Source organism: Novosphingobium sp., from assembly GCF_024642085.1.
GTDB lineage: Bacteria > Pseudomonadota > Alphaproteobacteria > Sphingomonadales > Sphingomonadaceae > Novosphingobium.
Genome location: NZ_JAHEBV010000018.1, coordinates 1 through 22,707, shown reverse-complemented (window position 1 = coordinate 22,707; position 22,707 = coordinate 1). Strand labels below are relative to the sequence as shown.

Annotated in this window: 22 protein-coding genes; 14 read left to right on the top strand and 8 right to left on the bottom strand. The window is 64.1% G+C overall.

Annotated features, from left to right (window positions below; genetic code table 11):
* The first annotated feature begins 25 nt into the window (after nt 1-25).
* The gene (pyrC, locus tag Q0L62_RS09010) at nt 26-1,063 is read left to right on the top strand and encodes a dihydroorotase (RefSeq protein WP_296679057.1); all 1,038 of its coding nucleotides are present in this window, start codon (nt 26-28) and stop codon (nt 1,061-1,063) included.
* On the opposite strand, the gene rarD is transcribed toward pyrC, so the two are convergent.
* On the bottom strand, nt 1,041-1,949 hold the full coding sequence (gene rarD, locus Q0L62_RS09005; RefSeq protein ID WP_296679055.1) for an EamA family transporter RarD: 909 nt from the start codon (nt 1,947-1,949) through the stop codon (nt 1,041-1,043). The two genes, pyrC and rarD, sit on opposite strands and share 23 nt — an antisense overlap.
* 297 nt (nt 1,950-2,246) lie before the next feature.
* On the opposite strand from rarD, the gene Q0L62_RS09000 reads away from it, so the two are divergent.
* Nucleotides 2,247-2,954 (top strand): hypothetical protein, encoded by a 708-nt coding sequence (locus Q0L62_RS09000; RefSeq protein ID WP_296679053.1) that lies wholly within the window; start codon nt 2,247-2,249, stop codon nt 2,952-2,954.
* 6 nt (nt 2,955-2,960) lie between these two features.
* Here Q0L62_RS09000 and astD read toward each other — a convergent pair whose 3' ends face one another.
* Together astD and Q0L62_RS08990 are read right to left on the bottom strand one after the other, a co-directional pair.
* Complete coding sequence (gene astD / locus Q0L62_RS08995) at nt 2,961-4,376, bottom strand: succinylglutamate-semialdehyde dehydrogenase (protein ID WP_296679051.1); 1,416 nt, start codon at nt 4,374-4,376, stop codon at nt 2,961-2,963.
* Between the two features lie 108 nt (nt 4,377-4,484).
* Nucleotides 4,485-5,867 (bottom strand): protein adenylyltransferase SelO family protein, encoded by a 1,383-nt coding sequence (locus Q0L62_RS08990; RefSeq protein WP_296679049.1) that lies wholly within the window; start codon nt 5,865-5,867, stop codon nt 4,485-4,487.
* 65 nt (nt 5,868-5,932) lie between these two features.
* On the opposite strand from Q0L62_RS08990, the gene Q0L62_RS08985 reads away from it, so the two are divergent.
* The 8 genes from Q0L62_RS08985 to Q0L62_RS08950 all read left to right on the top strand — a co-directional run bounded on the left by Q0L62_RS08985 (nt 5,933) and on the right by Q0L62_RS08950 (nt 14,031).
* The gene (locus Q0L62_RS08985) at nt 5,933-6,790 is read left to right on the top strand and encodes an alpha/beta hydrolase (RefSeq protein ID WP_296679116.1); all 858 of its coding nucleotides are present in this window, start codon (nt 5,933-5,935) and stop codon (nt 6,788-6,790) included.
* Nucleotides 6,787-7,935, top strand: a complete 1,149-nt coding sequence (locus tag Q0L62_RS08980; protein ID WP_296679047.1) for a glycosyltransferase family 4 protein — start codon at nt 6,787-6,789, stop codon at nt 7,933-7,935. The genes Q0L62_RS08985 and Q0L62_RS08980 overlap by 4 nt, the downstream gene beginning before the upstream one ends.
* Before the next feature lie 116 nt (nt 7,936-8,051).
* On the top strand, nt 8,052-8,816 hold the full coding sequence (locus Q0L62_RS08975; RefSeq protein ID WP_296679045.1) for a hypothetical protein: 765 nt from the start codon (nt 8,052-8,054) through the stop codon (nt 8,814-8,816).
* 52 nt (nt 8,817-8,868) lie between these two features.
* On the top strand, nt 8,869-10,203 hold the full coding sequence (locus tag Q0L62_RS08970) for a PQQ-like beta-propeller repeat protein (RefSeq protein WP_296679043.1): 1,335 nt from the start codon (nt 8,869-8,871) through the stop codon (nt 10,201-10,203).
* Between the two features lie 45 nt (nt 10,204-10,248).
* Entirely contained in the window at nt 10,249-11,604 is a 1,356-nt protein-coding gene (locus Q0L62_RS08965) for an isoprenylcysteine carboxylmethyltransferase family protein (protein WP_296679040.1), read from the top strand.
* Complete coding sequence (locus Q0L62_RS08960) at nt 11,601-12,569, top strand: hypothetical protein (RefSeq protein ID WP_296679038.1); 969 nt, start codon at nt 11,601-11,603, stop codon at nt 12,567-12,569. Before Q0L62_RS08965 ends, Q0L62_RS08960 begins: the two co-directional genes overlap by 4 nt.
* Complete coding sequence (locus Q0L62_RS08955; protein WP_296679037.1) at nt 12,566-13,480, top strand: GNAT family N-acetyltransferase; 915 nt, start codon at nt 12,566-12,568, stop codon at nt 13,478-13,480. Before Q0L62_RS08960 ends, Q0L62_RS08955 begins: the two co-directional genes overlap by 4 nt.
* Nucleotides 13,477-14,031 (top strand): GNAT family N-acetyltransferase, encoded by a 555-nt coding sequence (locus Q0L62_RS08950; protein ID WP_296679035.1) that lies wholly within the window; start codon nt 13,477-13,479, stop codon nt 14,029-14,031. Before Q0L62_RS08955 ends, Q0L62_RS08950 begins: the two co-directional genes overlap by 4 nt.
* An 8-nt stretch (nt 14,032-14,039) precedes the next feature.
* Here Q0L62_RS08950 and Q0L62_RS08945 read toward each other — a convergent pair whose 3' ends face one another.
* Genes Q0L62_RS08945 through Q0L62_RS08935 form a run of 3 tightly spaced genes read right to left on the bottom strand, consistent with a single transcriptional unit; the run spans nt 14,040 to nt 16,507 of the window.
* Complete coding sequence (locus Q0L62_RS08945) at nt 14,040-14,339, bottom strand: putative quinol monooxygenase (RefSeq protein ID WP_296679033.1); 300 nt, start codon at nt 14,337-14,339, stop codon at nt 14,040-14,042.
* Nucleotides 14,340-15,710, bottom strand: a complete 1,371-nt coding sequence (locus tag Q0L62_RS08940) for a glutamate--cysteine ligase (protein WP_296679032.1) — start codon at nt 15,708-15,710, stop codon at nt 14,340-14,342.
* 41 nt (nt 15,711-15,751) lie between these two features.
* Complete coding sequence (locus tag Q0L62_RS08935) at nt 15,752-16,507, bottom strand: 16S rRNA (uracil(1498)-N(3))-methyltransferase (protein WP_296679030.1); 756 nt, start codon at nt 16,505-16,507, stop codon at nt 15,752-15,754.
* A gap of 314 nt (nt 16,508-16,821) precedes the next feature.
* Here Q0L62_RS08935 and ubiA point away from each other — a divergent pair, with 314 nt between their 5' ends.
* From ubiA to Q0L62_RS08920, 3 genes are read left to right on the top strand one after another with little or no spacing between them, the layout of a single operon-like run.
* The gene (gene ubiA / locus Q0L62_RS08930) at nt 16,822-17,724 is read left to right on the top strand and encodes a 4-hydroxybenzoate octaprenyltransferase (RefSeq protein WP_296679028.1); all 903 of its coding nucleotides are present in this window, start codon (nt 16,822-16,824) and stop codon (nt 17,722-17,724) included.
* Nucleotides 17,717-18,232: a hypothetical protein gene (locus tag Q0L62_RS08925; RefSeq protein ID WP_296679026.1), complete on the top strand. Its 516-nt coding sequence runs from the start codon at nt 17,717-17,719 to the stop codon at nt 18,230-18,232. The genes ubiA and Q0L62_RS08925 overlap by 8 nt, the downstream gene beginning before the upstream one ends.
* A 6-nt stretch (nt 18,233-18,238) precedes the next feature.
* Nucleotides 18,239-18,865, top strand: a complete 627-nt coding sequence (locus Q0L62_RS08920) for an SOS response-associated peptidase (RefSeq protein WP_296679024.1) — start codon at nt 18,239-18,241, stop codon at nt 18,863-18,865.
* Here Q0L62_RS08920 and Q0L62_RS08915 read toward each other — a convergent pair.
* The gene (locus Q0L62_RS08915) at nt 18,862-19,236 is read right to left on the bottom strand and encodes a VOC family protein (RefSeq protein ID WP_296679023.1); all 375 of its coding nucleotides are present in this window, start codon (nt 19,234-19,236) and stop codon (nt 18,862-18,864) included. The genes Q0L62_RS08920 and Q0L62_RS08915 overlap by 4 nt on opposite strands.
* Nucleotides 19,237-19,343: 107 nt before the next feature.
* Here Q0L62_RS08915 and soxR point away from each other — a divergent pair, with 107 nt between their 5' ends.
* Nucleotides 19,344-19,784, top strand: coding sequence for a redox-sensitive transcriptional activator SoxR (gene soxR / locus Q0L62_RS08910; RefSeq protein ID WP_296679021.1), 441 nt, complete (start codon nt 19,344-19,346; stop codon nt 19,782-19,784).
* Nucleotide 19,785: 1 nt separating this feature from the next.
* Here the strand turns inward: soxR and Q0L62_RS08905 are convergent.
* Nucleotides 19,786-22,707: chromosome segregation protein (locus Q0L62_RS08905; protein ID WP_296679019.1), on the bottom strand; the 2,922-nt coding region annotated here is incomplete at its 5' end.

Sequence of the window (22,707 nt, the reverse complement as noted above, 5' to 3'; positions counted from 1 at the left end):
GGTGCGGCGTGACTAAGGGGAAGGCATGGCCGATTCCATAACCATCCGCCGCCCCGACGATTGGCACGTCCACTTGCGCGACGGCGATGTGCTGAAGGGTGTGCTGCCCTATACCGCGCGCCAGTTTGCCCGGGCCATCGTGATGCCCAACCTGTCACCGCCGATTTCCACCGTGGCGGCGGGTGCAGCCTATCGTGACCGGATCATGGCGGCACTGCCGGCGGGGATGGACTTCACGCCGCTGATGGTCGCCTATCTGACCGACGGTATCGATCCGGAGGAGTTGGCGCGGGGCCACGCGCAGGGCGTGTTCACCGCGGCCAAGCTTTACCCCGCTCACGCCACGACCGGATCGGCGCATGGGGTAACTGACGTGGCGCACATCCGCCCCGCGCTGGAACGCATGGCACTAATCGGGATGCCGCTGCTGGTTCACGGCGAAGTGACCGACCATGACGTTGACGTGTTCGATCGCGAGGCGGTGTTTATCGCGCGTATCCTGGCCCCGCTGGTCCGTGACCTGCCCGACCTGAAAGTGGTGTTCGAGCATATCACGACTGAAGAGGCGGTCCGGTTCGTGCTTGGCTGCGGCCCTAACGTGGCCGCCACGATCACTCCGCAGCATTTGCACATCAACCGCAATGCCATGCTGGTCGGCGGGATCCGACCGCATGCCTATTGCTTGCCAGTGGCCAAGCGCGAAAAGCACCGGCTTGCGCTTCGCACGGCGGCGACATCGGGCAACGCCAAATTCTTCCTGGGCACCGATACCGCGCCTCATGCCAGGCATCTGAAAGAAGCGGCCTGCGGCTGCGCCGGGATTTTCAACGCTCCCTATGCGCTGGAAAGCTATTTGCAGGTATTCGACGAGGAAGGCGCGATTGAACGGTTTGAAGCCTTTGCCAGCCTCAACGGGCCGGCGTTCTATGGCCTGCCGGTCAATAAAGCGACGATAACGCTGGAACGCTCAGAGGTTTGCGTGCCCGAAGTTTTACATGCGAACGATACCGCAATCGTGCCGTTCCACGCGGGCGAGGTGCTTACCTGGCGGTTTGCCGGTTAAGCCGGCGCTGCAACACCAGATCCCAGACGAACACGGCGATTGCCAGCCAGATCAGGACGAAGCAAGCCAGTTGCACCGGGCGCAGTACCTCGTGGAATACAGTCAGGCCAATGCAGAAACTGATGGTTGGTGACAGGAACTGGACCATGCCTAGCGTGGAATAGTCCATCCGCCGGGCTGCTCCTGCAAACAACAGCAGGGGTGTGCCAGTCAGCACCCCGCCCAGCGCAACCAGCAGCGACAGTCCAGGGGAAATGGCTATTCCCGATCCGGCAGCACCAAGCGCGTACCACAGCGTGATTGCCATGGCCGGAAGCAGCAGCAGTGCCGTTTCGATTGTCAGCCCTGGTAGCGGCCCAACCGGAGTCAGCTTGCGCACCAGGCCGTAGGCGCTGAAGCTGACCGCCAGGGTCAGGCTGACGTAAAGCATGTCTACCGCGCCGAAGGCCAGCAGCGATACTCCTGCCGCTGCCAGGCCAACCGCAGCCCATTGCAGCCGGGTAAGCCGTTCACCCAGAAACACCGTGCCGAAGAACACGTTGACCAGCGGGTTGATGTAAAAGCCAAGGCTGGCAGCAAAAAGATGGCCGTTCTGGACAGCAATGGTGAACACGACCCAATTGATCCCGATCAGTAGCGCGCTGAGCATCAGGCGGCGAAGCACCTTCCAGTCCGCCATCGCCGCGCGCAATTCGGGCCAGTTGCGGCGGACGGCGAACACGGCAAGGCAGAAGGGCAGGGTCCAGATGATTCGCCAGGCCACAAACTCGATTGCGGGCACGGCGCGCACCCACATCAGGTACAGCGGCAGCACGCCCCAGATCAGGTAAGCGCCGAAAGCCATGGGCAGGCCGCCGGTTTGCGTGCGGGGAAGGGGGCGATGCATTGCGCCGCCGCGCTAGCCGCCGATGGGCCCACCGGCAAGCAATCCCTTCGCTTTCCTGACGAAGCCGTTGCGTCCCGTTCAGGCCGCCAAGGCTAGGGGGCGCGTAATAACGGGCTTCGGGCCGGTCAGTGCATGGCGCTGTCCTGCAGTGCGTGGATGGGTAACCTCCGCGCTGCGTAATCCGTCCGTTCCGCAGCCGCGGGTCGCACTTGGTGCGCTGCGGGGAAACGCCCCCGGCCCCATTGCCGGGGGCGTTTCTTTACCTGGGGCAAACCTTGCGGCATTAGGCACGCCATCATGCGCTGTGCCGTTTTGCTTTTTGCCCTGCTAGTCGCCGCCTGCTCGGGCAGCGATGAGGCCGATAGTGCGCGCAATGATCGCGATCCGGTCATCGCCGGGGCGCTCGACGATCCGCTGATGGCCGACCCCGATCTTGTTGGCCAGAACCAGGGCGGCGCCGCGTTGACTGGCGGAGGGCCGGCTACGGCTGAAATTCCGCCCGAAAAACGTTCGCAGGATGAAATCAACACCGCCAGGTCAGCGGCGCTGCAAGCAGCCGGCGGTAAGCTTGACCCCGCCCCCGATGCGGCTGTCACGACGGGCACATCGCGTCTGGCCGGAGCGGTCACGGCGCCGCTGATCGCCAAGGCTTTGGGACTGGGCAGCGCTGCCTGCCGTGATGCGATGGACTACACCGCGGTGTGGGCAGCCCGCCTTGCCGCGCCGTTCGATGTCTATCCGCGCGGTCATGTCGGCCAATCAGCCGGAAGCGATGCTGCGGGCTGCCGAATGCGGGTGGTGACGTTCGTCACGCCTGTCGCACCCGGCGATGTCGTGGCGTTTTACAGCACCCGCGCCAGAACGAGCGGTTATCGTCTAGAGCGCCGCGACGAGGGCGAAGATACGGTTCTGCAAGGGGCAAGGGGTGCAGCTGCCTATGCCGTGGCAACACACACCCGCGATGACAAGTTGACCGAAGTCACGATTGCAACCAGCGGGTTATAAAGGCTTTCAGGTTCCTTTCAGACCCACGCCAATCATCGCGCGGGGCTGATCCATTTCGGTCGAGGCGACCGGATAGGCGCAATAGTCCGCCGCGTAATAGGCGCTTGGGCGGTGATTGCCCGAAAGCCCGACCCCGCCAAACGGCGCGGCAGAAGACGCACCGTTGGTCGGCCGGTTCCAGTTGATCACGCCGGCACGAATGTTGGCCCAGAACCGGTTGTATTCTGCCGGATTGCCGCCGATCAGCGATGCCGACAGGCCAAAGCGGGTGTTGTTCGCTTCGGCGATGGCCTCATCGAAATCGTCCACCCTGATGACCTGCAGCATGGGGCCGAACAGTTCGACGTCGGGCCGGTCCTTGACCGCAGTCACGTCCATGATCGCTGGGGAAAGAAATGGCAGGTCATCGCGCGGGCGGGTCATGTGCTTGATAGCCTTGCCGCCGTTGCCAAGCAGGTAGAGGAAGCTTTCGGTCAACCCATCGGCGGAGTCGTTATCAATCACCGGGCCCATGAACGGGGCGGGTTCATCAAACGGTGCACCGACGATGATCCGGTCGGCCAGGCGCTTTACCTCGCTGATGATCGCATCATACATTGATGACTTGATGATAAGCCGCCGTCCGGCAGTGCAGCGCTGACCGGCGCTGGTGAAGGCTGACTGGATGACCAGAGCCGCAGCGTCCGCGATCTTGGGCGTATCCCACATGACCATCGGATTGTTGCCGCCCATTTCCAATGCGACGATCTTGTCCGGTCGGGCAGCAAGCTTGCGGTTGATGGCGATCCCGGCATGGGCCGATCCGGTGAACAGCACCCCGTCGATACCCGAATGGGCGACAAGAGCCTGCCCTTCTTCCGGTCCGCCGACCAGCAGCTGGACCAGGGCCGCGGAAATCCCTGCGCGGTGAAAGCACTGGACCAGTGCTTCACCCACTGCGGGGGTCTTTTCGCTGGGCTTGAACACAATGGCGTTGCCCGCGATCAAAGCGGGGACGATGTGCCCGTTGGGCAGGTGCGCGGGAAAATTGTAGGGCCCCAGCACGGCCATCACACCGTGCGGCTTGTGGCGCAGCGATGAGGTTCCCTGCATTGCATTGTCGAGCTTGCGCTGGCTGGTCCGTTCAGCATAGGCGCGGATCGAAATCTCTACCTTGTTGACGACGCTTTCCACCTCGGTCCGGGCTTCCCACATCGGTTTGCCCGTTTCGCGCGCTATCAGCGTTGCCAGGTTTTCAGCGTCCTTGCGCACTTCGTTGGCAAAGCGGCGGACCATTTCCATGCGCGTCGAAAGCGGCTGGGCAGCCCAGGTGGGCCAGGCGCGGCGCGCGCGCGAAACCACTTCATCCACGTCTCCGCGCGGGCTGCGCCATAATTCCGTACCGGTAGCAGGTTCGAAAGAAACTATCTCTGACGTAGTCAAACTGGTGTCCGCCCCCGGCTTTGCCGTTGTGTGCTGTCGGCTGAGTGTAGCGCGGGCAAGACGCAAATTAAAGCAATAGTCAGCACAAACTGCACCAATTTGCGCCATTCACGCCGATAAATGCCCCAAAGCGCTGCCAAGGCGGCGGATATCCGAAATCATTTGCTGCAACGGATGCCAATCATCCCCGCCAGCTATCGCTTCCCAGATCGCTTCGACCTGTTCGATGACCAGCGATGGCGGTGCGGGTTCATCCCACACAGGGTCAGAATGGCCGGCCGGTTCGTGGGCTGCTGCCGCGGCTGCCAGATCGCCCTGCATGGCGCGGCCAGACCGGTGCCGGTGGAAAAACACGTCAGGGCTGGTGCCGTTGTCAGCCATGGCGCGTTCCGCCGCAGCGACTAACGCGCGGTCCGCGTCAAACCCGCGCGGCGCAAAGCCCAGGCGCCACACGAACTGCCGGGCCAGCGCTTCCTGATAAAGATCGCCAAAACGGTTGAGCGCGGCAATCAGCGGCGCCGCATCGGCCAGCGGGCGAAGCGCCACGGCCAGCTGGCCGCAGTTCCAGTGCAGAGCTTCGGCCTGGCGGCCAAAGGCGTAAAGCCCGTTGTGGTCGAAATAGGCGGCTGTAAAGCCGGGGTCCCAGCGCGGCAGCCAGCGCCACGGGCCATAGTCAAAGCTTTCGCCCGAAATGTTCATGTTGTCAGTGTTGAGCACGCCGTGGACAAATCCCGCGACCGCCCACTGCGCTGCAAGCTTTGCCAGCCGTTCGACCACTTGATGGAGGAGGATTACGGCTGGCTCGTCGCGGCCCGGCGCGTCCTCGGGAGGCGGATTGCCGGGGAACTGTTCAAGACAATAGGTGACCAGCGCGGCGCTGTGCGCATCCTCGCCAAGATAGGCCAGCCGCTGGAACGAACCGATCCGGATATGCCCGTGGTTGAGCCGCACCAGTACGGCAGAGCGTGCCGGGCTGGGTTCATCCTGGCGGAACAGATCTTCGCCGGTTTCGATCACCGAAAAAGTCTTGCTGGTGTTGACGCCCAGCGCCTCAAGCATCTCTGTCGCCAGGATTTCGCGCACCGCACCTTTCAGCGTCAGGCGCCCATCGCCCTGGCGGCTCCACGGGGTTTGTCCCGATCCTTTGGTGCCAAGATCGAGCAATCGACCTGCCCCGTCACGCATCTGCGCGAACAGGAACCCGCGGCCGTCACCCAGATCCGGATTGTAGACCCTGAACTGGTGCCCATGATAACGCAGCGCCAGCGGCTGGGTCAGGTTGCCGGGCAGCGGATCGAAGTGGGCAAAGCGGCGCACCCAGTCCGCATCGTCCAGATCGCCCAATCCCACGGCGGCGTCCCAGCGCCGGTTGCGGAAGCGCAGGGTTGCGGCGGGAAAATCCGCACCCCGCACCGGATCGGCCAGCCACGGGGCCAGCGCAGAGATCGGCACGTCAGGCGTGTAGGGGGCGGCTTGCGGTTCTGCGCGCATCAGGCAATAGTGGGGATGAACGCATGGCTGCACAAGCCGCCCGCCCAAGGACTTATCCCCACGCGATGACTGCCTTTGCCGATCGCTTCTGGACCAGCCGCGACGGTCTGAAGCTGCACTTTCGCGATTACCCCGGGCGCGATGATCGTCCGCCGGTGCTGTGCCTGCCGGGGCTGACCCGCAATGCCCGCGATTTCGAGGACCTAGCCGCCCGGCTGGCGGGCGACTGGCGAGTGCTGTGCGTCGATCTTCGCGGGCGCGGCGAAAGCGGCTATGCCAGGGATGCGGCCAGTTACAATCCGCTGCAATATGCCGATGATCTGGGCGAACTGTTTGTCCAGCACGGGCTGGGCCGCGCGGTGTTCTTCGGCACGTCGCTGGGCGGGCTGCTGACCATAATCACGGCAATGACTGCGCCGCAAAGAATCGCAGGTGCCCTGCTCAACGATGTCGGGCCTGAAATCGATCCGGCCGGGTTGGAGCGGATTCGCGGTTATGTGGGGCAGGGGCGCAGCTATCCCACCTGGATGCATGCAGCCCGCGCGCTGGAAGAAAGCCAGGCCGAGGCATTCCCGCAATTTTCGCTGACGCAGTGGCTGGCCATGGCCAAGCGCTGCATGATGGTGGGCAGTAATGGCCGTATCCATTTCGATTACGACATGAAGATCGCCGAACCACTGGCTGAACCCGCGCCATCCGGCCCGGTTGACATGTGGCCAGCCCTTGCTGGTCTGAAGGACGTCCCCAGTCTGCTGCTGCGGGGTGAAATGTCGGACATCCTGTCTGCCGCCACCCAGGACAAGATGCACCGCTTGTTGCCGCACAGCGAAGCCGTGACGGTGCCCGGTGTAGGCCATGCACCAACGCTGGATGAACCCGAAGCCGTCGCGGCGATTGGCCGCCTGCTTGCCCGGGTGCGATGAGCGCGGGATCGCGGCACTTGCGGCTGCTGCACCTCCATTCCAGCTTTTCACCTGGCGGCAAGGAACTGCGCGCGGCCAAGCTGATGAACGCATTCGGCCGCGGGATCGATCACACGATCATATCGGCGGAACCGGGCGCCTACGGTGCTGCCAGCGCGGTCGATAGGGCCATCAGCGTTACCTTTCCCGATGATTTTCCGCCGCTCCAAGGCCGTCCGTTTCCGCGCCGCTTGCAGGCGTTGGCCAAGGCGATGCGCGGCCACGATCTGGTCCTGACCTACAATTGGGGGGCGATGGACGCGGTCATGGCCCACACTTTGTTCGGCAAGGCTTTTACCCTGCCCCCGCTGGTCCATCACGAAGACGGGTTTAACGAGGATGAAGCGCAGCGGCTCAAACCTGCGCGCAACTGGTATCGCCGCATTGCCCTGGCGCAGGCGCAGGGTCTGATCGTGCCATCGCAGCGGCTCGAAGCGATTGCGCTTCACGACTGGCAGCAACCGCGCCGGATGGTTCACCGCATTGCCAACGGGGTACCGGTGTTCACCTACGGCGGGAAAGTTCGCCCCGACGCGCTGCCGCGCCTGACCAAGCGGCCGGGCGAGCTGTGGCTGGGCACTTTGGCAGGGCTGCGCGCGGTCAAGAACCTGCCCCGCATGGTCCGGGCCTTCGCCGGCCTGCCCGAGCCGTGGCAGCTGGTAATCCTGGGCGAAGGGCCCCAGCGCGCCGATATCCGCGCCGAGGCGGACCGGCTGGGCGTTATCGACCGGGTCCATTTGCCAGGTTTTGCGGCCGATCCGGCCAGGGCGCTGGGCCTGTTCGATCTGTTCGCGCTGTCATCGGACAGTGAACAGTTCCCGATTTCAGTGGTCGAGGCGATGGCCGCCGGGCTGGCCGTGGCAAGCCCGCGTGTGGGCGATGTCGCAGCAATGGTCGCAGCGCCAAACGTACCTTACCTCAGCGACCCGAGCGACGATGCGGGCCTGGCCAATGCCATCGCCCGCCTTGCCGCCGATCCGGCGGCGCGCAAGACAATCGGTGCGGCCAACCGCGCCCGGGCCGAGACCGAATATGACGAGGCGGCAATGGTCGCAGCCTATGCCCGTGTCTACGCAGGCGCGATGGGCCGCAGGCAATTCCCCTGATCCTGCCCGTTCACATGCCCTTCAGCGGGGGAAACGCACAGATCAGGCGTTGAAAAGACCTGCCCATCCGCTAAACAGCCGCCAACGCGTTAACCAGCCAATGAAGGCACGTAATCTTGGCCCTGCCTCCCGATAGATCAAACCCAGTCCCGGCGGACCCGCGTCTTGCCGCGCAACACGATGGATTTCTGCGCGAAGTCGATGAAGCGCTGCGGGACGACCAGATGGCCGGCGCCGTCAGGCGCTATGGCATCCCCGCAGGCCTTGCCCTGATCCTGGGGCTGGCTGCGCTGGGCGGCTATCTTTACTGGGAGCACGCCCAGAAACTAGCGGCTGGTGAACGTAGCGAGCGAACTGTCCTGGCTTTGGAAAAGGCTGCGGCGGGTCCGGCTTCTGCCACAGGCGCGCTTGGCGAACTGGATAACCTGGCAAAGGATGGCAGCGCCGGGAGCAAGGCTGTTGCCGCCTTGGCCGCCGCAGCAATCCGCCAGCAGGCAGGCAAAGCTGAAGACGCTGCCAAGGCCTATGCCGCGATTGCCGCTGACAGCACGGTTCCCCAGGCATACCGCGATTTTGCGACATTGCGCGAGATCGCCGCGCGCTATGACAGTTTGCCGCCTCAGCAGATCGTCGACCGGCTGAAGCCGCTGGCGGTGCCCGGAAATGCCTGGTTTGGCAGCGCTGGTGAAATGACCGGTCTCGCCTATCTCAAAATGAATAAGCCCGATATGGCAGGACCGCTGTTTGCCGCTGTGGCCAAGGACAAGACCGTGCCCGAATCGCTGCGTGCCCGGGCCCGCCTGATTGCCGGTCAGCTGGGGTTTGAAGCGGGCGATGCGCCCGGCCCTGCCACCGGCGACACGCCTGCGAAGACTCAATAGAAAAGCCTTTGGGCCGATCACGATTGCCAAGGATCCAAAACCGATGCCCTCGATGCCACTGACGCGTAAAGTTGCCGCTCCGCTCGCCCTGGCCGCTGTTCTGGCCCTGTCCGGATGCGGTGTGTTTGGCGGGAAAGGCAAGCCTTCTACACCAACGGTGGGCAACCGTGTCGCCATCCTCAGCCGCGTCGAATCCGGCGCGAAGGTCGATCCCGAGCTGGCCGGCGTGGCGGTGATCCTGCCCCCTGCGGCCGCAAATGCCGATTGGCCGCAGGCTGGCGGCAATGCCGGGAAAAGTTATGGCAACCTGGCTCTTGCGGCGTCGCCAGGCCGAGCCTGGACCGCATCGATCGCCGGATCAGGCAAAAAGCAGCGTCTGGCCGCGTCACCGGTGGTGGGCGGCGGCAAGCTGTATGCGATGGGCACTGACGGTGTGGTCAGCGCATTCGATGCTGCCAGCGGCGCGCGGCTATGGAGCCAAAGCTTCACGGTCAAGGGCGATGCATCCAGCAGCGTCTATGGCGGCGGTGCCAGCTATGCTGATGGCAAGATATTCGTGACGACCGGCGTGGGCGAGGTGGCTTCGCTTGATGCGGCCACGGGCAAACAGCTGTGGAAAGTCAAGCCAGCCGGGCCGCTGCGCGGATCGCCCACCATTGCGTTCGGTTCGGTCTATGTGATGACCATCGACAACCAGGTCGTTTCGCTCAATGCCGCCGACGGTGTGCTGCAGTGGAATGAAACCGGCGCTACCGGCCAGACCGGGGTGTTCGGCGTCGCCGCCCCGGCTGCCGGGCAGGGAACCGTGATCACCGGCTATTCGACCGGCGAACTGGTCGCCTACCGGTATGAAAACGGGCGCCAGCTGTGGGCAGATGCCCTGGCGCGGACGTCTTTATCGACGTCGGTCGGCGTATTGACCGATATCGACGCCGATCCGATCATCGACCGCGGCCGCGTATTTGCGCTGGGCCAGGGCGGGCGCATGGCCGCCTATGAACTGGTTTCGGGCCAGCGCATTTGGGAACTCAATCTCGCCGGAATTTCCACTCCTGCCGTTGCCGGAGACTGGATCTTCACTCTGACTGACGATGCCAAACTGCTGTGCATTGCGCGCAGCAACGGCAAGGTCCGCTGGGTTCAGCAACTGACCCGCTGGCACAAGGAAGAAAAGAAGTCCGGCGCGGTGTTCTGGACCGGTCCGGTGCTGGCCGGTGACCGTCTGTGGTTCGCCAATTCGGACGGGCAGATGTATTCGGCCAATGTCACCGATGGCGCACCGCAGATGGTTGCGGATGTCGGATCGCCGATTACCCTGGCGCCGATTGTGGCGGGCAGCACGCTTTACGTGCTTGACGACAGCGGCAAGATCACAGCCTTCCGGTGAACAGCGTTACCCCCGCCTTAACCCTTTGCGGCTAAGGCGGGCGCGATGATATCGCCGCGCCAATCCGCCACGAAGCGTCCGCCCAGCGACGTTTCGGCAGCCGTCGGGCTGACCGGGGTTGCCGGGCTGTCACTGTGGATTGCAGTGTGCCATTTCTGGCCCCAGATCGCCGATGCGCTGGCCCTGCCGGGGCCGCGGGCGCGGCTGGTCGGGCCCTATGCCGCACTGCTTGGCCTTGTCTTCGCCGCGGTACCGATGGTCATCTGGTCGCTGGCCGTGGACAAGGTTCACCGCCGCGGATCCACCGGGATAGACTGGTCGCTTGACCGGCCGATGGGCGAAACACTCGACATTTCGGTCACCAAGCTGGCTGGCCTGTGGGCGACGTGGGCGTTGATCGCAGCGCTTTACTGCCTGTGCCGGTGGTATTGGCAATCATCTTATCTGATCGCGATGCAGGTGCTGGGCACTCTGGCGCCGCCGCTGTTTGTGCTGTCGATTGCCTATGTGCTGTGGCTCGATCGCAAGCTCGTCCAGCCGCGCGATGCCTGTTGGCATTTTGGAGCCTTGCTGATCGGGCGGGACAGCTATTCGATTGACCAGGTGTGGATTCACCTGCGGGCCTGGGCGGTAAAAGGCTTTTTTACCGCCTTTATGATCTCGATCGTGCCGGGCGGGTTTGCCAATCTGGTCGCTCCCGATTGGGGGCGGATGCTGGCCAACCCGGCGGGACTGGCGGGCCTGCTGATCACGGTGATGTTCGTGCTGGACGAACAGATCGGCACGGTCGGCTATATCCTGACGATGAAGCCGCTGGACGCGCAAATCCGCTCAGCCAATCCCTACCTTGCGGGCTGGCTGTCGGCGCTGCTGTGCTATCCGCCGTTTCAGATCATGGGGCAGGATCGCCCGATCTTTTACCTGGCCGGAACCGATGGCGATAACAACTGGATCCGCGTGCTGGGCGATTACGGTGCGGTGATGTGGGTATGGGCGGGGCTGCTGGTCTTTCTGACCGCAATCTATGCCTGGGCAACCGTGGCCTTTGGCATCCGCTTTTCCAACTTGACCTATCGCGGCGTACTGACCAATGGCCCCTACGCCTTCACCCGTCACCCGGCCTATGTATCCAAGAACCTGTTCTGGTGGTGCGCCACGTTACCATTTTTCGTGACCACCCATTCCGCCACCGACATGATCCGCAACACTTTTTTCCTAGGCTGCGTCAGCGCGATCTATTTCTGGCGCGCCAAGACCGAGGAACGCCACCTGCTGGCCGAGGATCCGAAGTACCGCGAATACTGGCAGTGGATGCAGCAGCACGGCTTGATCACCGCGCCTCTTCACCGTTTGGCCGCTGCCCTGGCAAAGCGCCAGCTGGCCGGACGCGAGGCTGCGTGACCCGGCTCTATATAACCGTCGACACGGAGTATTCTTGCGGGCTGGCTTTGCGTGACGGCGCCGGCAACCGTACCGGCAATTTCGCGCGGTCGATCGCCTGCGACACAGCCATTGGTCCTTTGGGTATCGGCTATCAGATGGACCGGCTGGACCAGTACGGGCTCAAGGCCGTGTTCTTTGTGGATCCCATGCCAGCGCTGGTCTGGGGTACAGCAGCGATTGCCGATGTGGTCGGCCCGATTGTATCGCGCGGGCATGACGTGCAGCTTCACCTGCACAGTGAATGGCTGGCCCTTGCCGGGTCGAACAATCCCGTGGGGCCGCGCACAGGGCGCAACATCGCGGATTTCAGCCTTGACGATCAGTGCGTTCTTATTGACCGTGCCCGCGATCTGCTGGTCGCTGCTGGCGCGCCGCGGCCAGTTGCGTTTCGGGCAGGCAATTACGGGGCCAACGACGATACCCTGCGTGCGCTGGCGCATTTGGGAATCGCCTACGATACCAGCCATTGCCCCGCAATTCCGGGTGCCGACTGCGCGATTTCGCTGGGCCCTGACGATCGCGCAGTTCTGGCCCATTGCGGTGTGATCGAAGTGCCGATCGGGGCCATCGGCGCCGCCAATGGTGCGCTCCGCCACTTTCAGCTGACCGCACTTACCATTTCCGAAATTGCCGCTGCGCTGCGCCATGCAGCTGCCCGGCAGGTGCCATCGATGACGCTGGTTTCGCACAGCTTTGAATTGCTGAGCCGCGACCGGATGCGCGCCAACCAAGTGGTCAAGCGCCGTTTCGACACGCTTTGCGCCGTGCTGGGCAGCCTCAAGGATGTCCGAACCGCAACCTATGCAAGTGATCCGCCCGAACCTGCGCCAGGGTTGCAGGCGGTACTGCCGCATCGCTGGCCCAGGACTTTGCGGCGCATGGCCGAACAGGCGGTGGGCAATGCATTGTACGGTTCATCATGAGCGGCGCTGTGACATCCATCAGGTTCGTGATCGGATCGCGGCAGGTTTACGCCGCGCGCCGCCGGCTGGTCACGGTCAGCCTGTCGCTGGAGCAATTGCTGTCGGGTTCGGTTCCGCCCGTGCCGCCTTTGCCCAAAGACTGCGACGGGTACCGCTTCCTGTCGGTTCCCGCAGATGCGCACAAAGCGCTGGTGCAAAGCGCGCCCGGATTTCTTCCGGGCGGACAGCAGGACTATGCGCGCCGTTACATCGCGATGGACGGCACATTTGCCGATTATCTGGGCAGCTTTTCGGGAAAGACCCGCTCAACCCTGAAACGCAAGCAGCGCAAGCTGGCCGACCTTTCGGGCGGGACACTGGATATCGAGGCGTTTGCCCGTCCGGACGATATGGACAGGTTCTTTGCCGGCGCGGTCCCGCTGTCGCGCCAGACCTACCAGGCGCGCCTGCTGGGTGCCGGGCTGCCCGAAGACCCTGCCTTCATCTCAGCGGCCAAGGCTCTTGCCAGAGAGGATCGGCTGCGGGCTTATCTTTTGCGGGTGGACGGCGCTGTAGCGGCCTATCTTTATCTTCCGATCGACGGCGATACGCTGGTTTACGCCTATCTTGGCTACGCCCCCCATATGGCCGCAGCATCGGTCGGGACGGTGCTGCAACTGGCGGCGCTGGAACAATTATTTGCCGAAGGCCGGTTTCGCTACTTCGATTTTACCGAGGGTGACGGGGCGCACAAGGAACTGTTCAGCACCGGCGCGGCGCATGCCTGTTCGTTCTATCTGCTGCGGCCAACGGCGGCCAACCGCGCCCTCCTGGCGTCGCTCGCCGGTTTCGATGCCACAATATCCGGGGCCAAGGCCCTGACCGCGCGGCTGGGCCTGGGTGCGGCGCTGCGGCGGATGTTGCGGCGATGATCGGCGCTACGAAAGCGGGCCTTAAACGGGCAGCCGGACTGTTGGTGGCCGAATACCGGATCAACTGGATTTATGCCGGCAGCACGGCCGACGGGGGCGAACCGGCCGATACGGTTCAGCCGGTCGATAAGGCGGTTTGCGAACAACTGGCCCGCAGTCCGACGCTGCAGATGCGTAAAGCCGCCGCCTATGCAAACAGTGGTCTGGCAGGCCTGGCGCTGATTGATGGAGGGGTTCCGGTCTGCGTTGCCCATTTTGCCACGCCGGCCCAGTATCAGCGGACCGGTACCTGGCCGCTGGCGAGCGGCGAGGCCGCGCTGATGGATATTGCAACCGAGGATGCGCAGCGGGGCAAAGGCTATGCTGTGCGGCTGATCCGGCAGGCTACCACCCATTTCCGCGCCGCGGGGCATGACCGCTTGATCGCCTTTATCTGGTGGAGCAACCAGCCTTCTATTCGCGCCTTCACCAAGGCTGGCTGGCGCCGCATCGGGATCAGCGTCGAGCTGCGCCGAGCTGATCGGTGGCGGGCACTGCGGATCGGCCTGTAACAGCCAGGTTAAAGGGGTTTGCCCGGGCCAGCAGTGAACACCGTGATGTCCCGTTCGCTTAGTCCCAGGGCGGCGCGTTCTTTCTGCCACACCGCCATGTGGGGGGTTTGCAAATGCGCGCTGAGCTGCGCTTCGCTTTCCCAGATTTCGCTGACCCGGATCAAGCCGGGGTCGATCATGTCTTCGGCATAGTTATACTGAACGCAGCCGTCCTCGCGCCGGGTAGCTTCAATCACTTTGGTCATGGCGATGCGCCCGGCAGTCATGGCGCCGGGCGGCAAGCGGAACTGGCCTATGACTACGATCATCTAGAAGCTCATTTCATAGACGCGGGAAATGTCGCCGCCCCATTCACCGTGATATTTGTCAAGCAGGACCTGCGCTGGCACCTTGCCGGTGCGGACAATGTCGTCGAGCGGGTTCAGGAACCCGGCCTCGGTATCGCCCATCGAATTAAGCCGGCTGCGCGCGTTGAGGCCGCCGCGGCTGATCGCCAGAACTTCAGCGGCAATATCTTTCAGGGTGCCGCCGCCCGGCACCGGTGCGCTCAGGCCCAGCTTGGGCACAGCGGCGCGCAGTGCCTCTCGTCCGTCAAGATCCCAGCCCTTGACCAGATCCCACGCCGCGTCGAGCGCGCCCTGATCGTAAAGCAGGCCGACCCAGAAGGCAGGCAGGGCGCAGATCTTGTTCCACGGTCCGCCATCGGCCCCGCGCATTTCAAGAAAGCTCTTTAGCCGCACTTCGGGAAATGCGGTGGACAGGTGATCGACCCAGTCGCTCAGCCGCGGCAGCTCGCCCGGCAGAACAGACAGCTTGCCGGCCATGAAGTCGCGGAACGACAGGCCAGAGGCATCGATGTACTTGCCGTCGCGGAAGACGAAATACATCGGCACGTCCAGCATATATTCGACATAGCGGTCATAGCCAAAGCCGTCTTCGAACACGAAACCCAGCATCCCGGTGCGGTGCGGATCGGTGTCGGTCCAGATATGGCTGCGGTAGGACAGAAAGCCGTTGGGCTTGCCTTCGGTGAACGGCGAGTTGGCGAACAGCGCGGTCGCCAGGGGTTGCAGCGCCAGGCTGGTGCGGAACTTCTGGACCATGTCAGCCTCGCTCGAATAGTCGAGATTGACCTGGATGGTGCAGGTCCGCAGCATCATGTCGAGGCCCATGCTGCCCACGCGCGGCATGTGCCGCAGCATGACTTCATAACGGCCCTTGGGCATGATCGGCAATTCGGCGCGGGTCTTGTCCGGCCACATCCCCAGGCCCAGAAAGCCTTTGCCGGTCTTGGCCCCGATCGCCTTGACCTGATCAAGATGCCGCCCGGTTTCAGCACAGGTCTGGTGCAGCGTTTCCAGCGGCGCGCCCGACAGTTCAAGTTGCCCGGCCGGTTCCAGACTGACGGCGCCGTCACTGCCTGAAAGCGCGATGATATTACCGCCCTCGATCACCGGCTCCCAGCCATAGTCCTGCAAGGCCACCAGCATGTCACGGATTCCGCCCGGTTCATCATAACTGGGGGCGTGGTGATCGCCCGTGCAATAAACCAGTTTTTCGTGCTCGGTGCCGATCCGCCAGCGTTCGCGCGGCTTTTCGCCCTTGATCATCGGGCCTGCCAGCTGGTCGCGGCTCTCGATCAAAGGATCGTTGCGATCTGAAACCTGTCTCGTGCTCATGGCCGGGAGTTAGTGCTTTGTCCGCGCCCTTGCCAGCGAAATTATGGGGCGTTGCGCCAATCGCCGCAGGTGCCCATCCACAGCGCCGTGGCAGCTATCGCGGCCGTTTCGCCGCGCAGCACACGCGGGCCAAGCGTGATCGCGCGGGTGGCGGGATAAGCGCGGATCGCGGCGCGCTCCGCCTCGTCAAAGCCGCCTTCCGGACCGGTCACCAGCGCGGCCGGACCGCTGTGCACGGCAAAAGCAGAGGCTGCATCATCGCCTCCGTTTTCATCGGCAAAAAAGAGCGCGCGCGGTGCGGCCCACTGCCTGAGCAACAGTTCAAGCTTAACCGGTTCGTGCAATACCGGCAGGGCGGTGCGGGCGCATTGTTCGGCCGCTTCGACCAGGATCGCGCGAGCACGTTCCAGGTTAAGCTTGTCGGCCACGCAGCGCCGGGTCAGCACCGGCTGGATTGCCGCCACCCCCAGTTCGCAGGCCTTTTCCAGCACCAGATCGAACCGGTCTTTCTTGAGCAGCGCTGCGCACAGCGTGAAATCAGGCACGTCTTCACGCAGGCGCAGCAGCGTCTCGGCGGTCAGCGAAACGTCTCGCTTGCCGGCGCTGACCACCCGCGCTGCCCACTCCCCGGTCAGATTATCGCACAGCACCACCAGATCGCCAGCGCCGACGCGCATCACGCGGGCCAGATAATGTGCCTGCGGACCTTCGATGGTTATCGCAGCGCCAGCGCCCAGCGGACCGGACACGAACAGTCGGGGCGCACTTTTGGGCGGCCAGGCGGGAACGGCGGGCATTCCTGCCGGAATAACGGCGAGTGTAGCGAAGTAAAGCGGTGCACGGTTCGTCCTCCGGGGTAAGCGCCGGAAAGCGATGGCTGCCGTCCAAACCGCATCGGCTTTGCTTGATCCGCCGCATCGCAGATGCTGTCCTACTGGACCGACCTGTGGCACACGATCAGCATGGCTGCCCGAAAACAAACTCTGGACATTCCCGCGCGTGATCGCCGAAACCCGACGTGCAGTGACAAAGGTTGCGCGCTGCGTTTTGTGTTTCCTGTACGCTGTGATTTATGTGAGCTTGTTCATGTCTAACGCGCTGTATCTGAACAATGAAGGCTGAAATCGTCCCTGATTCGCAGCACCGCGGGATCGTTGCCGCGCTGCCGCAGCCACCGCGTGATTTTGCCCAGCTCGCCCGGTTTGATCGGCCTATCGGCTGGTGGCTGCTCTATTGGCCCTGTGCCTGGGGGGTGCTGCTGGCAGGCGGCCAAGCCCGCTGGGAATTGCTGGCGTGGTTCCTGCTCGGCTCCATCGCGATGCGCGGGGCGGGGTGTGTTTATAACGACATCGTCGATGCCGATCTTGATGTGAAAGTTGCGCGCACCGCGCTGCGCCCGGTGGCAAGCGGGCGGGTCAGCAAGCGCGCGGCCTGGATGTGGCTGATTGCGCTGTGCCTGATCGGGCTGGTGGTGTTGCTGCAACTGCGCTGGCAGGCGCAGCTGGTAGCGCTGGGCAGTCTGGCGCTGGTCGCGGCCTATCCCTTCATGAAGCGTATTACAGGGTTTCCGCAGGCCTGGCTTGGGCTGGTCTTTACCTGGGGTGCACCAACCGGGTGGACCGCAATCCGCAGCGACAACCTGCTGGTGATGCTGGCGCTCTATGCCGGGGCATGGGCGTGGTGTGTGGGGTATGACACAATCTATGCCTGCCAGGACCGCGAGGACGACGCGGCAATCGGTATCGGTTCGTCAGCCATTACGCTTGGCAATCACGTGCACGGCGGAGTGGCCGCGTTTTATGGTGCGGCCTTGGCGCTGTGGGCGCTTGCATTCTGGCTGCTGCGGCCCGATTGGCTTGTGCTGCTTGCTCTCGCACCCGCAGCATTGCATCTTGGGTGGCAGGCCCTGACACTGGAACCCGACGATGCCGACAATGCCCTTGCCCGTTTCCGCTCCAACCGCACGGCCGGACTGCTGGTTGCGCTGGCTTGCTGGGTGGTCGGCAATGCGTAGCGCGGCGCTGGTCGGATTGATCGGTCTTGCGGCGTGCACACCGGCCAAACCCGAAGACAAGGGCGCGCCCCTGCCGGCGCCCGGCGTTTCGTCATCCGCCGCGCCGCTGCCAGCACCGAAGCCAACGCCTGCGCCAACGCCTGCGCCATCCCAAACTCCTGCGCCTGGTCCCAGGCCAGTTCCGCCGCCAACTGCCACGCCAACGGAAAAACCGGCCAAGCGGTTGCAGGCCCTGGGGACCGAGCCGTTCTGGTCGGTAGAGGTGCTGCCAAACTGGCGGCTCAAATATGTAACGCCCGACATGCTCAACGGTGTGGTGGTTTCCAGCACAGAAAAGCGTGAAGGTGACGTGATCCGCTACGCCGCGCGGTTCAACGGCAGGCCTTTCACCCTGACTTTCACCCCCGGCAAATGCGGCGACGGGATGAGCGACGTGGTCTATCCTTACGCCGTGGTTTTCGTCCACAGCGGACGGACCGATCGCGGCTGCGGACGCCCGCAGCGCTGACTCTCGATGTGCAACCTTTACCGCATGACCAAGGGCACGCAGGAAGTGGCCCGGCTGTTCACGGTGAATGCCGACACCAGCGCCAACTATGCCGCAGAAGTCTATCCCGGCTATCCCGGACTTATCATTGCAGAGGGCCGTGCCCAGGCGATGACGTGGGGCTTTCCTCTGGTTCTCAAGGGCAAGCAGGGCCAGCTGCTGAAACCCAAGCCTGTCACCAACGCGCGCGAGGACAAGCTGACCACCGCGTTCTGGCGCGACAGCCTGGTGCACCGCCGCTGCCTGATCCCGGTCAGCCAGTGGGCCGAAGCGGAAGGCGCCAAAGGGCATATGACCCGGACCTGGTATGGCCTGCCCGGAGAAGACGTGTTTGCAGTGGCCGGCCTGTGGCGTCCCAGCACTGAATGGGGGCGGGTCTATACCATGGTGATGGTCGATGGGCACCCGCAGATGGCTGACGTGCATGACCGGATGCCGCTGATCCTGAGCCGTGCCGCACAGCGGTATTGGCTCGAAGGAACGCCCGACGAAGCGCTGGTGCTGTGCCGCACCTGGGAAGATGCCCTGACAGTGGATCGGACGGATGAACGCTGGGCATGCGCAGCGTCATCCGCACGCGGCCCGTTGCTTTAGGCATAACTTACCATCTCGAACTCGATCCCGTCCCAATCAAAGAAGTAGAACCGCCGCCCGGGTTCGTAATCCATGTGGTTGAACGGGACGAGGCCCGCGTCGATGACCACCTGTTCGGCTGCGTCAAGATCATCGACAACCAGTCCCACGTGGTTGAGCGGAACGCCTTTGGCGAAAGGCTCAACCACAGGCTTGTCCGTGGTGTAGACCGCAAGATAGTCCCGGTCGGTCCCGACATGAATGGTCCATCCGCCCTGTTGAGAAGGACCGCGCCAGCGTTCGTGCCAACCGCACAGTTCTTGCAGCAAGCGGGATGAGCGATCGGGATCGCTGACGGTGATGTTGGCATGTTCCAGAAATCCGGTTGGCATGGGTTTCGTCCTTTTTTCGACTCGTTCTGCCGCAGCGTCGAATCGCTGCGCTTGCTGGTTGTGCAACCTCAAGGTAACTTGAGATCAAGCGAAATCGGGGACGGACGATGGACAAAAACGATCTGCTGCCAATCGGCGAATTGGCCCGGCGCACCGGCCTCGCCATTTCGGCTATCCGTTTCTACGAAGACAAACGCCTGATCGCGCCCTACCGCACCATGGGTAACCAGCGCCGCTTCCTGCGCAGCGACATCCGCCGGTTGAGCTTTATCCTGATTGCGCAAAGGCTGGGGTTGGGTCTGGCCGAGATAGAGGAACAGCTGTCGACGTTGCCGCAGGGGCGCACGCCAACGCAAAGCGACTGGCAGCGCATCAGCCGCCAGATGCGCAGCCAGATCGACCAGAAAATTGCGCTGCTCTCACTGACCCGTCGCAAGCTGGATGAATGCATCGGCTGCGGCTGTCTCAGTCTTCACAAATGCCAGCTCTACAACCGTGACGACCGCGCCGGGACCAAGGGCACCGGACCCCGGTTTGTGCTGGATTGAATTATTCTGCCGCTAGCAGTTCTTCTGCCGCTTCCAGATCAACGCTGACCAGACGGCTGACCCCGCGTTCGATCATGGTGACGCCGAACAGGCGATGCATCCGGCTCATCGTCACGGCATTGTGAGTAACAATCAGGTAGCGGGTATCGGTTTCGCCGACCATCGCGTCAAGCAGGTCGCAGAAGCGTTCGATGTTGGCATCGTCGAGCGGCGCGTCGACTTCGTCGAGGACGCAGATCGGAGCGGGATTGGTCAGGAACAGGGCAAAGATAAGCGCCACTGCGGTCAGCGCCTGTTCGCCGCCCGACAGCAGCGTAAGCGATTGCAGCCGCTTGCCCGGCGGCTGTGCATAGATTTCAAGGCCAGCCTCCAGCGGATCGTCGCTATCGATCAGGGCGAGGTGCGCCTGTCCGCCTTCGAACAAGCGGGTGAACAGGCGGCGGAAATGCTGATCAACCGCTTCGAACGCGGCACGCAGCCGCTCGCGCCCTTCGCGGTTAAGGTTGCCGATCGATCCGCGCAGCCGGTTGACCGCTTCGCCCAGTTCGGCCTGTTCGGCGATGGAGGCACCGTGGCGCGCCTCGGCCCCCGCCAGTTCGTCGGCAGCGACCAGATTGACCGGGCCTAGCCGCTCACGATCGGCCACCAGTTTGTCATGCTCTGCGCTTTCGGCGGCTGCCGGCCCAACTGCAGCACTGTCAAAGGCGAAGCGCTCGGCCAGCAGCGGCGGCGGGCATTGAAAGCGTTCACCCGAAATGCCAGCCATTTCCTGGCGGCGGGCTTCCTCGTTCTCGGCGCGGGCAGCAGCTCCGGCGCGCACCTCTCGCGCAGAGGCGAGCGCTTCGTTGGCCTGGGCGAAGGCGATGTCGGCGTGACGTGCGGTGTCTGTGCCTTCAGCCACGCGCGCTTCAGCGGCGGCGAGTTCGGCTGCAATGCGCGCCCGGGTCGCATCGCCGTCCTCTATCTCGCGCAGCAGGCTGGCGGGCTTTGCGGCGATTATCGCACGTTCTTCCTCCAGCTCTTCGGCGCGGCGGGCCATCTGCGCCAGCCGGTTGGCAGCGTCACCTGCGCGGGCCTGCCATGACTTGATGTCGGACCGCAGGGTATTGGTTCGCTCGCGCGCTACCGCCAGTGCCTGATCGTGGGCGGCAAGTGCGGCGCTGGCGCTTTGCAGTCCCTGGCGCGCGGTATCATGTCGGCTGCGGGCGGCAGCCAGCTGTGAACGCCCGGATTCAGGATCGGGCAGAGCGGCAAGGCGCTGTTCTGCCGCGGCGCGTTCCGTTTCGGCTTGGCGCACTTGCTCGACCAGATCGGCCGCAGCAGCAGCCAATTCGCCGTGACGCGTTTCGAGCCGGGCCTTGGCGCCTTCGGCCTGATCGACGCTGCGCAGCGCAGCCCGCTCAGCCTCACTCGCCTGTGCGACAGCACGTTCGGCGGCGATCAGCGCAGGTTGCAAAGCGGCAAGTTCGGCTTGGACCGTGCTAGTGCTGGCTTCGGCGCTGGCCACGGCGGAACGCAACGCGGGCAATTCGGCATCCAGCGAGGATAAGCGGTTTTCCGCTTCCAGCCGGGCGGCCTCGGCGGCCCCTTCGCCCCGCGCGACAAAGCCGTCCCAGCGGCGAATGCGGCCTGCGGTGGTGACCAGCCATTCGCCCGGAGCCAGCGGGCGCCCGTCGTCGGCATCGGCAACATGGACCAGCGCGAGACGGGCCGCCAGTTCCGGCGGGCACTGCGTGACATGGGCGGCAAGGCTGTTCGCGACGGATGCAGGCGCGGCGGCACCGGTCCAGAACCGGCCATCCTGGTCCGCCGGGGCCGGGGCAATCGGCGCTTTGGCATCGCGGCCCAGCACAGCAGCAAGTGCACGTTCAAAGCCCGGTGCCGCGCGGATCCTATCAAGCGCGGCGGGACCATGCTTACCAGCCGCTTGCTTGGCCCTTGCCTGCCGGTCGCGGTCAAGGGCCTGCCATTCGCGCTCAACCCCGGCCAGATCGGCGCGCGCGGCAGCAAGCGCGGCGCCGGCGCTGTCGCGTGCCGCCTGCAGATCCGCCTTTCGCGCTTGTCCGGCTTCCAGCCCGGTCCGTGCTGCGTCAAGCGTTGCAGCGGCATTGGCGCGGTCCGCTTCAGCCTTTGCGAGCGCGGCCTCGGTATCACTCTCAAGAGCCAAGGCGTCACGCAGGTCTTGCTGACGGCGCGTTTCGTTTTCCAAGCGGGACAGCCGCTGGCGAGCGGCCGAAAGTTCCGCCTCGGCCACGCGCCATTCGGCTTCGACCCCGGCCTGATCGGCCGTGGCATTCGCCAGCGCCAGTTCGGCCTGGCGCAGATTGCGGTCGGCATCGTCAAGCGCGGCCGCCACCAGCGGGCGGCGATTTTCATCCACCACCAGTGCCTGTTCGCCGCCAGCCAGTTCGCGCTCGATCCGGGCTTGCGCCTCGGCGGCGTCGCGGGTCAGCCGGTCGGCATCGCCGCGGTCTTCCTCAAGCCGATGCTGTTGTCGCTGCAAATCCTTGAGGCGCTGCTCAACTGCTTCAAGCTGGCTCGTCAGCTGAGCCATACGGTGACCGTGAGCCGCGGCATCGTCACGCCGGTCGGCCAGTTCATCGCGCGCTTCTGCCAGCGCGGTGGCACTGGCGGCCTGCGCGGCCTGGGCGGCCTTCATCGCGGCTTGCGCGGTGCCGACCCGCGCTTCGGCAGACTGGGCTTCACCCCTGGCAGCCTCAGCAGCAGCGGCCGCATCGCGCCAGCGGGCGAATACCAGCCGGGCTTCGGCAATACGGATGCGGTCGGACAAGGCCTTGTAGCGTTCGGCAGCGCGGGCCTGGCGCCGCAACGTGCCGATTTGCGCATCCAGCTGGCTCATCAGGTCTTCCAGCCGGGCCAGGTTGGCCTCGGTCGCGCGCAGTTTCTGTTCGGCATCCTTGCG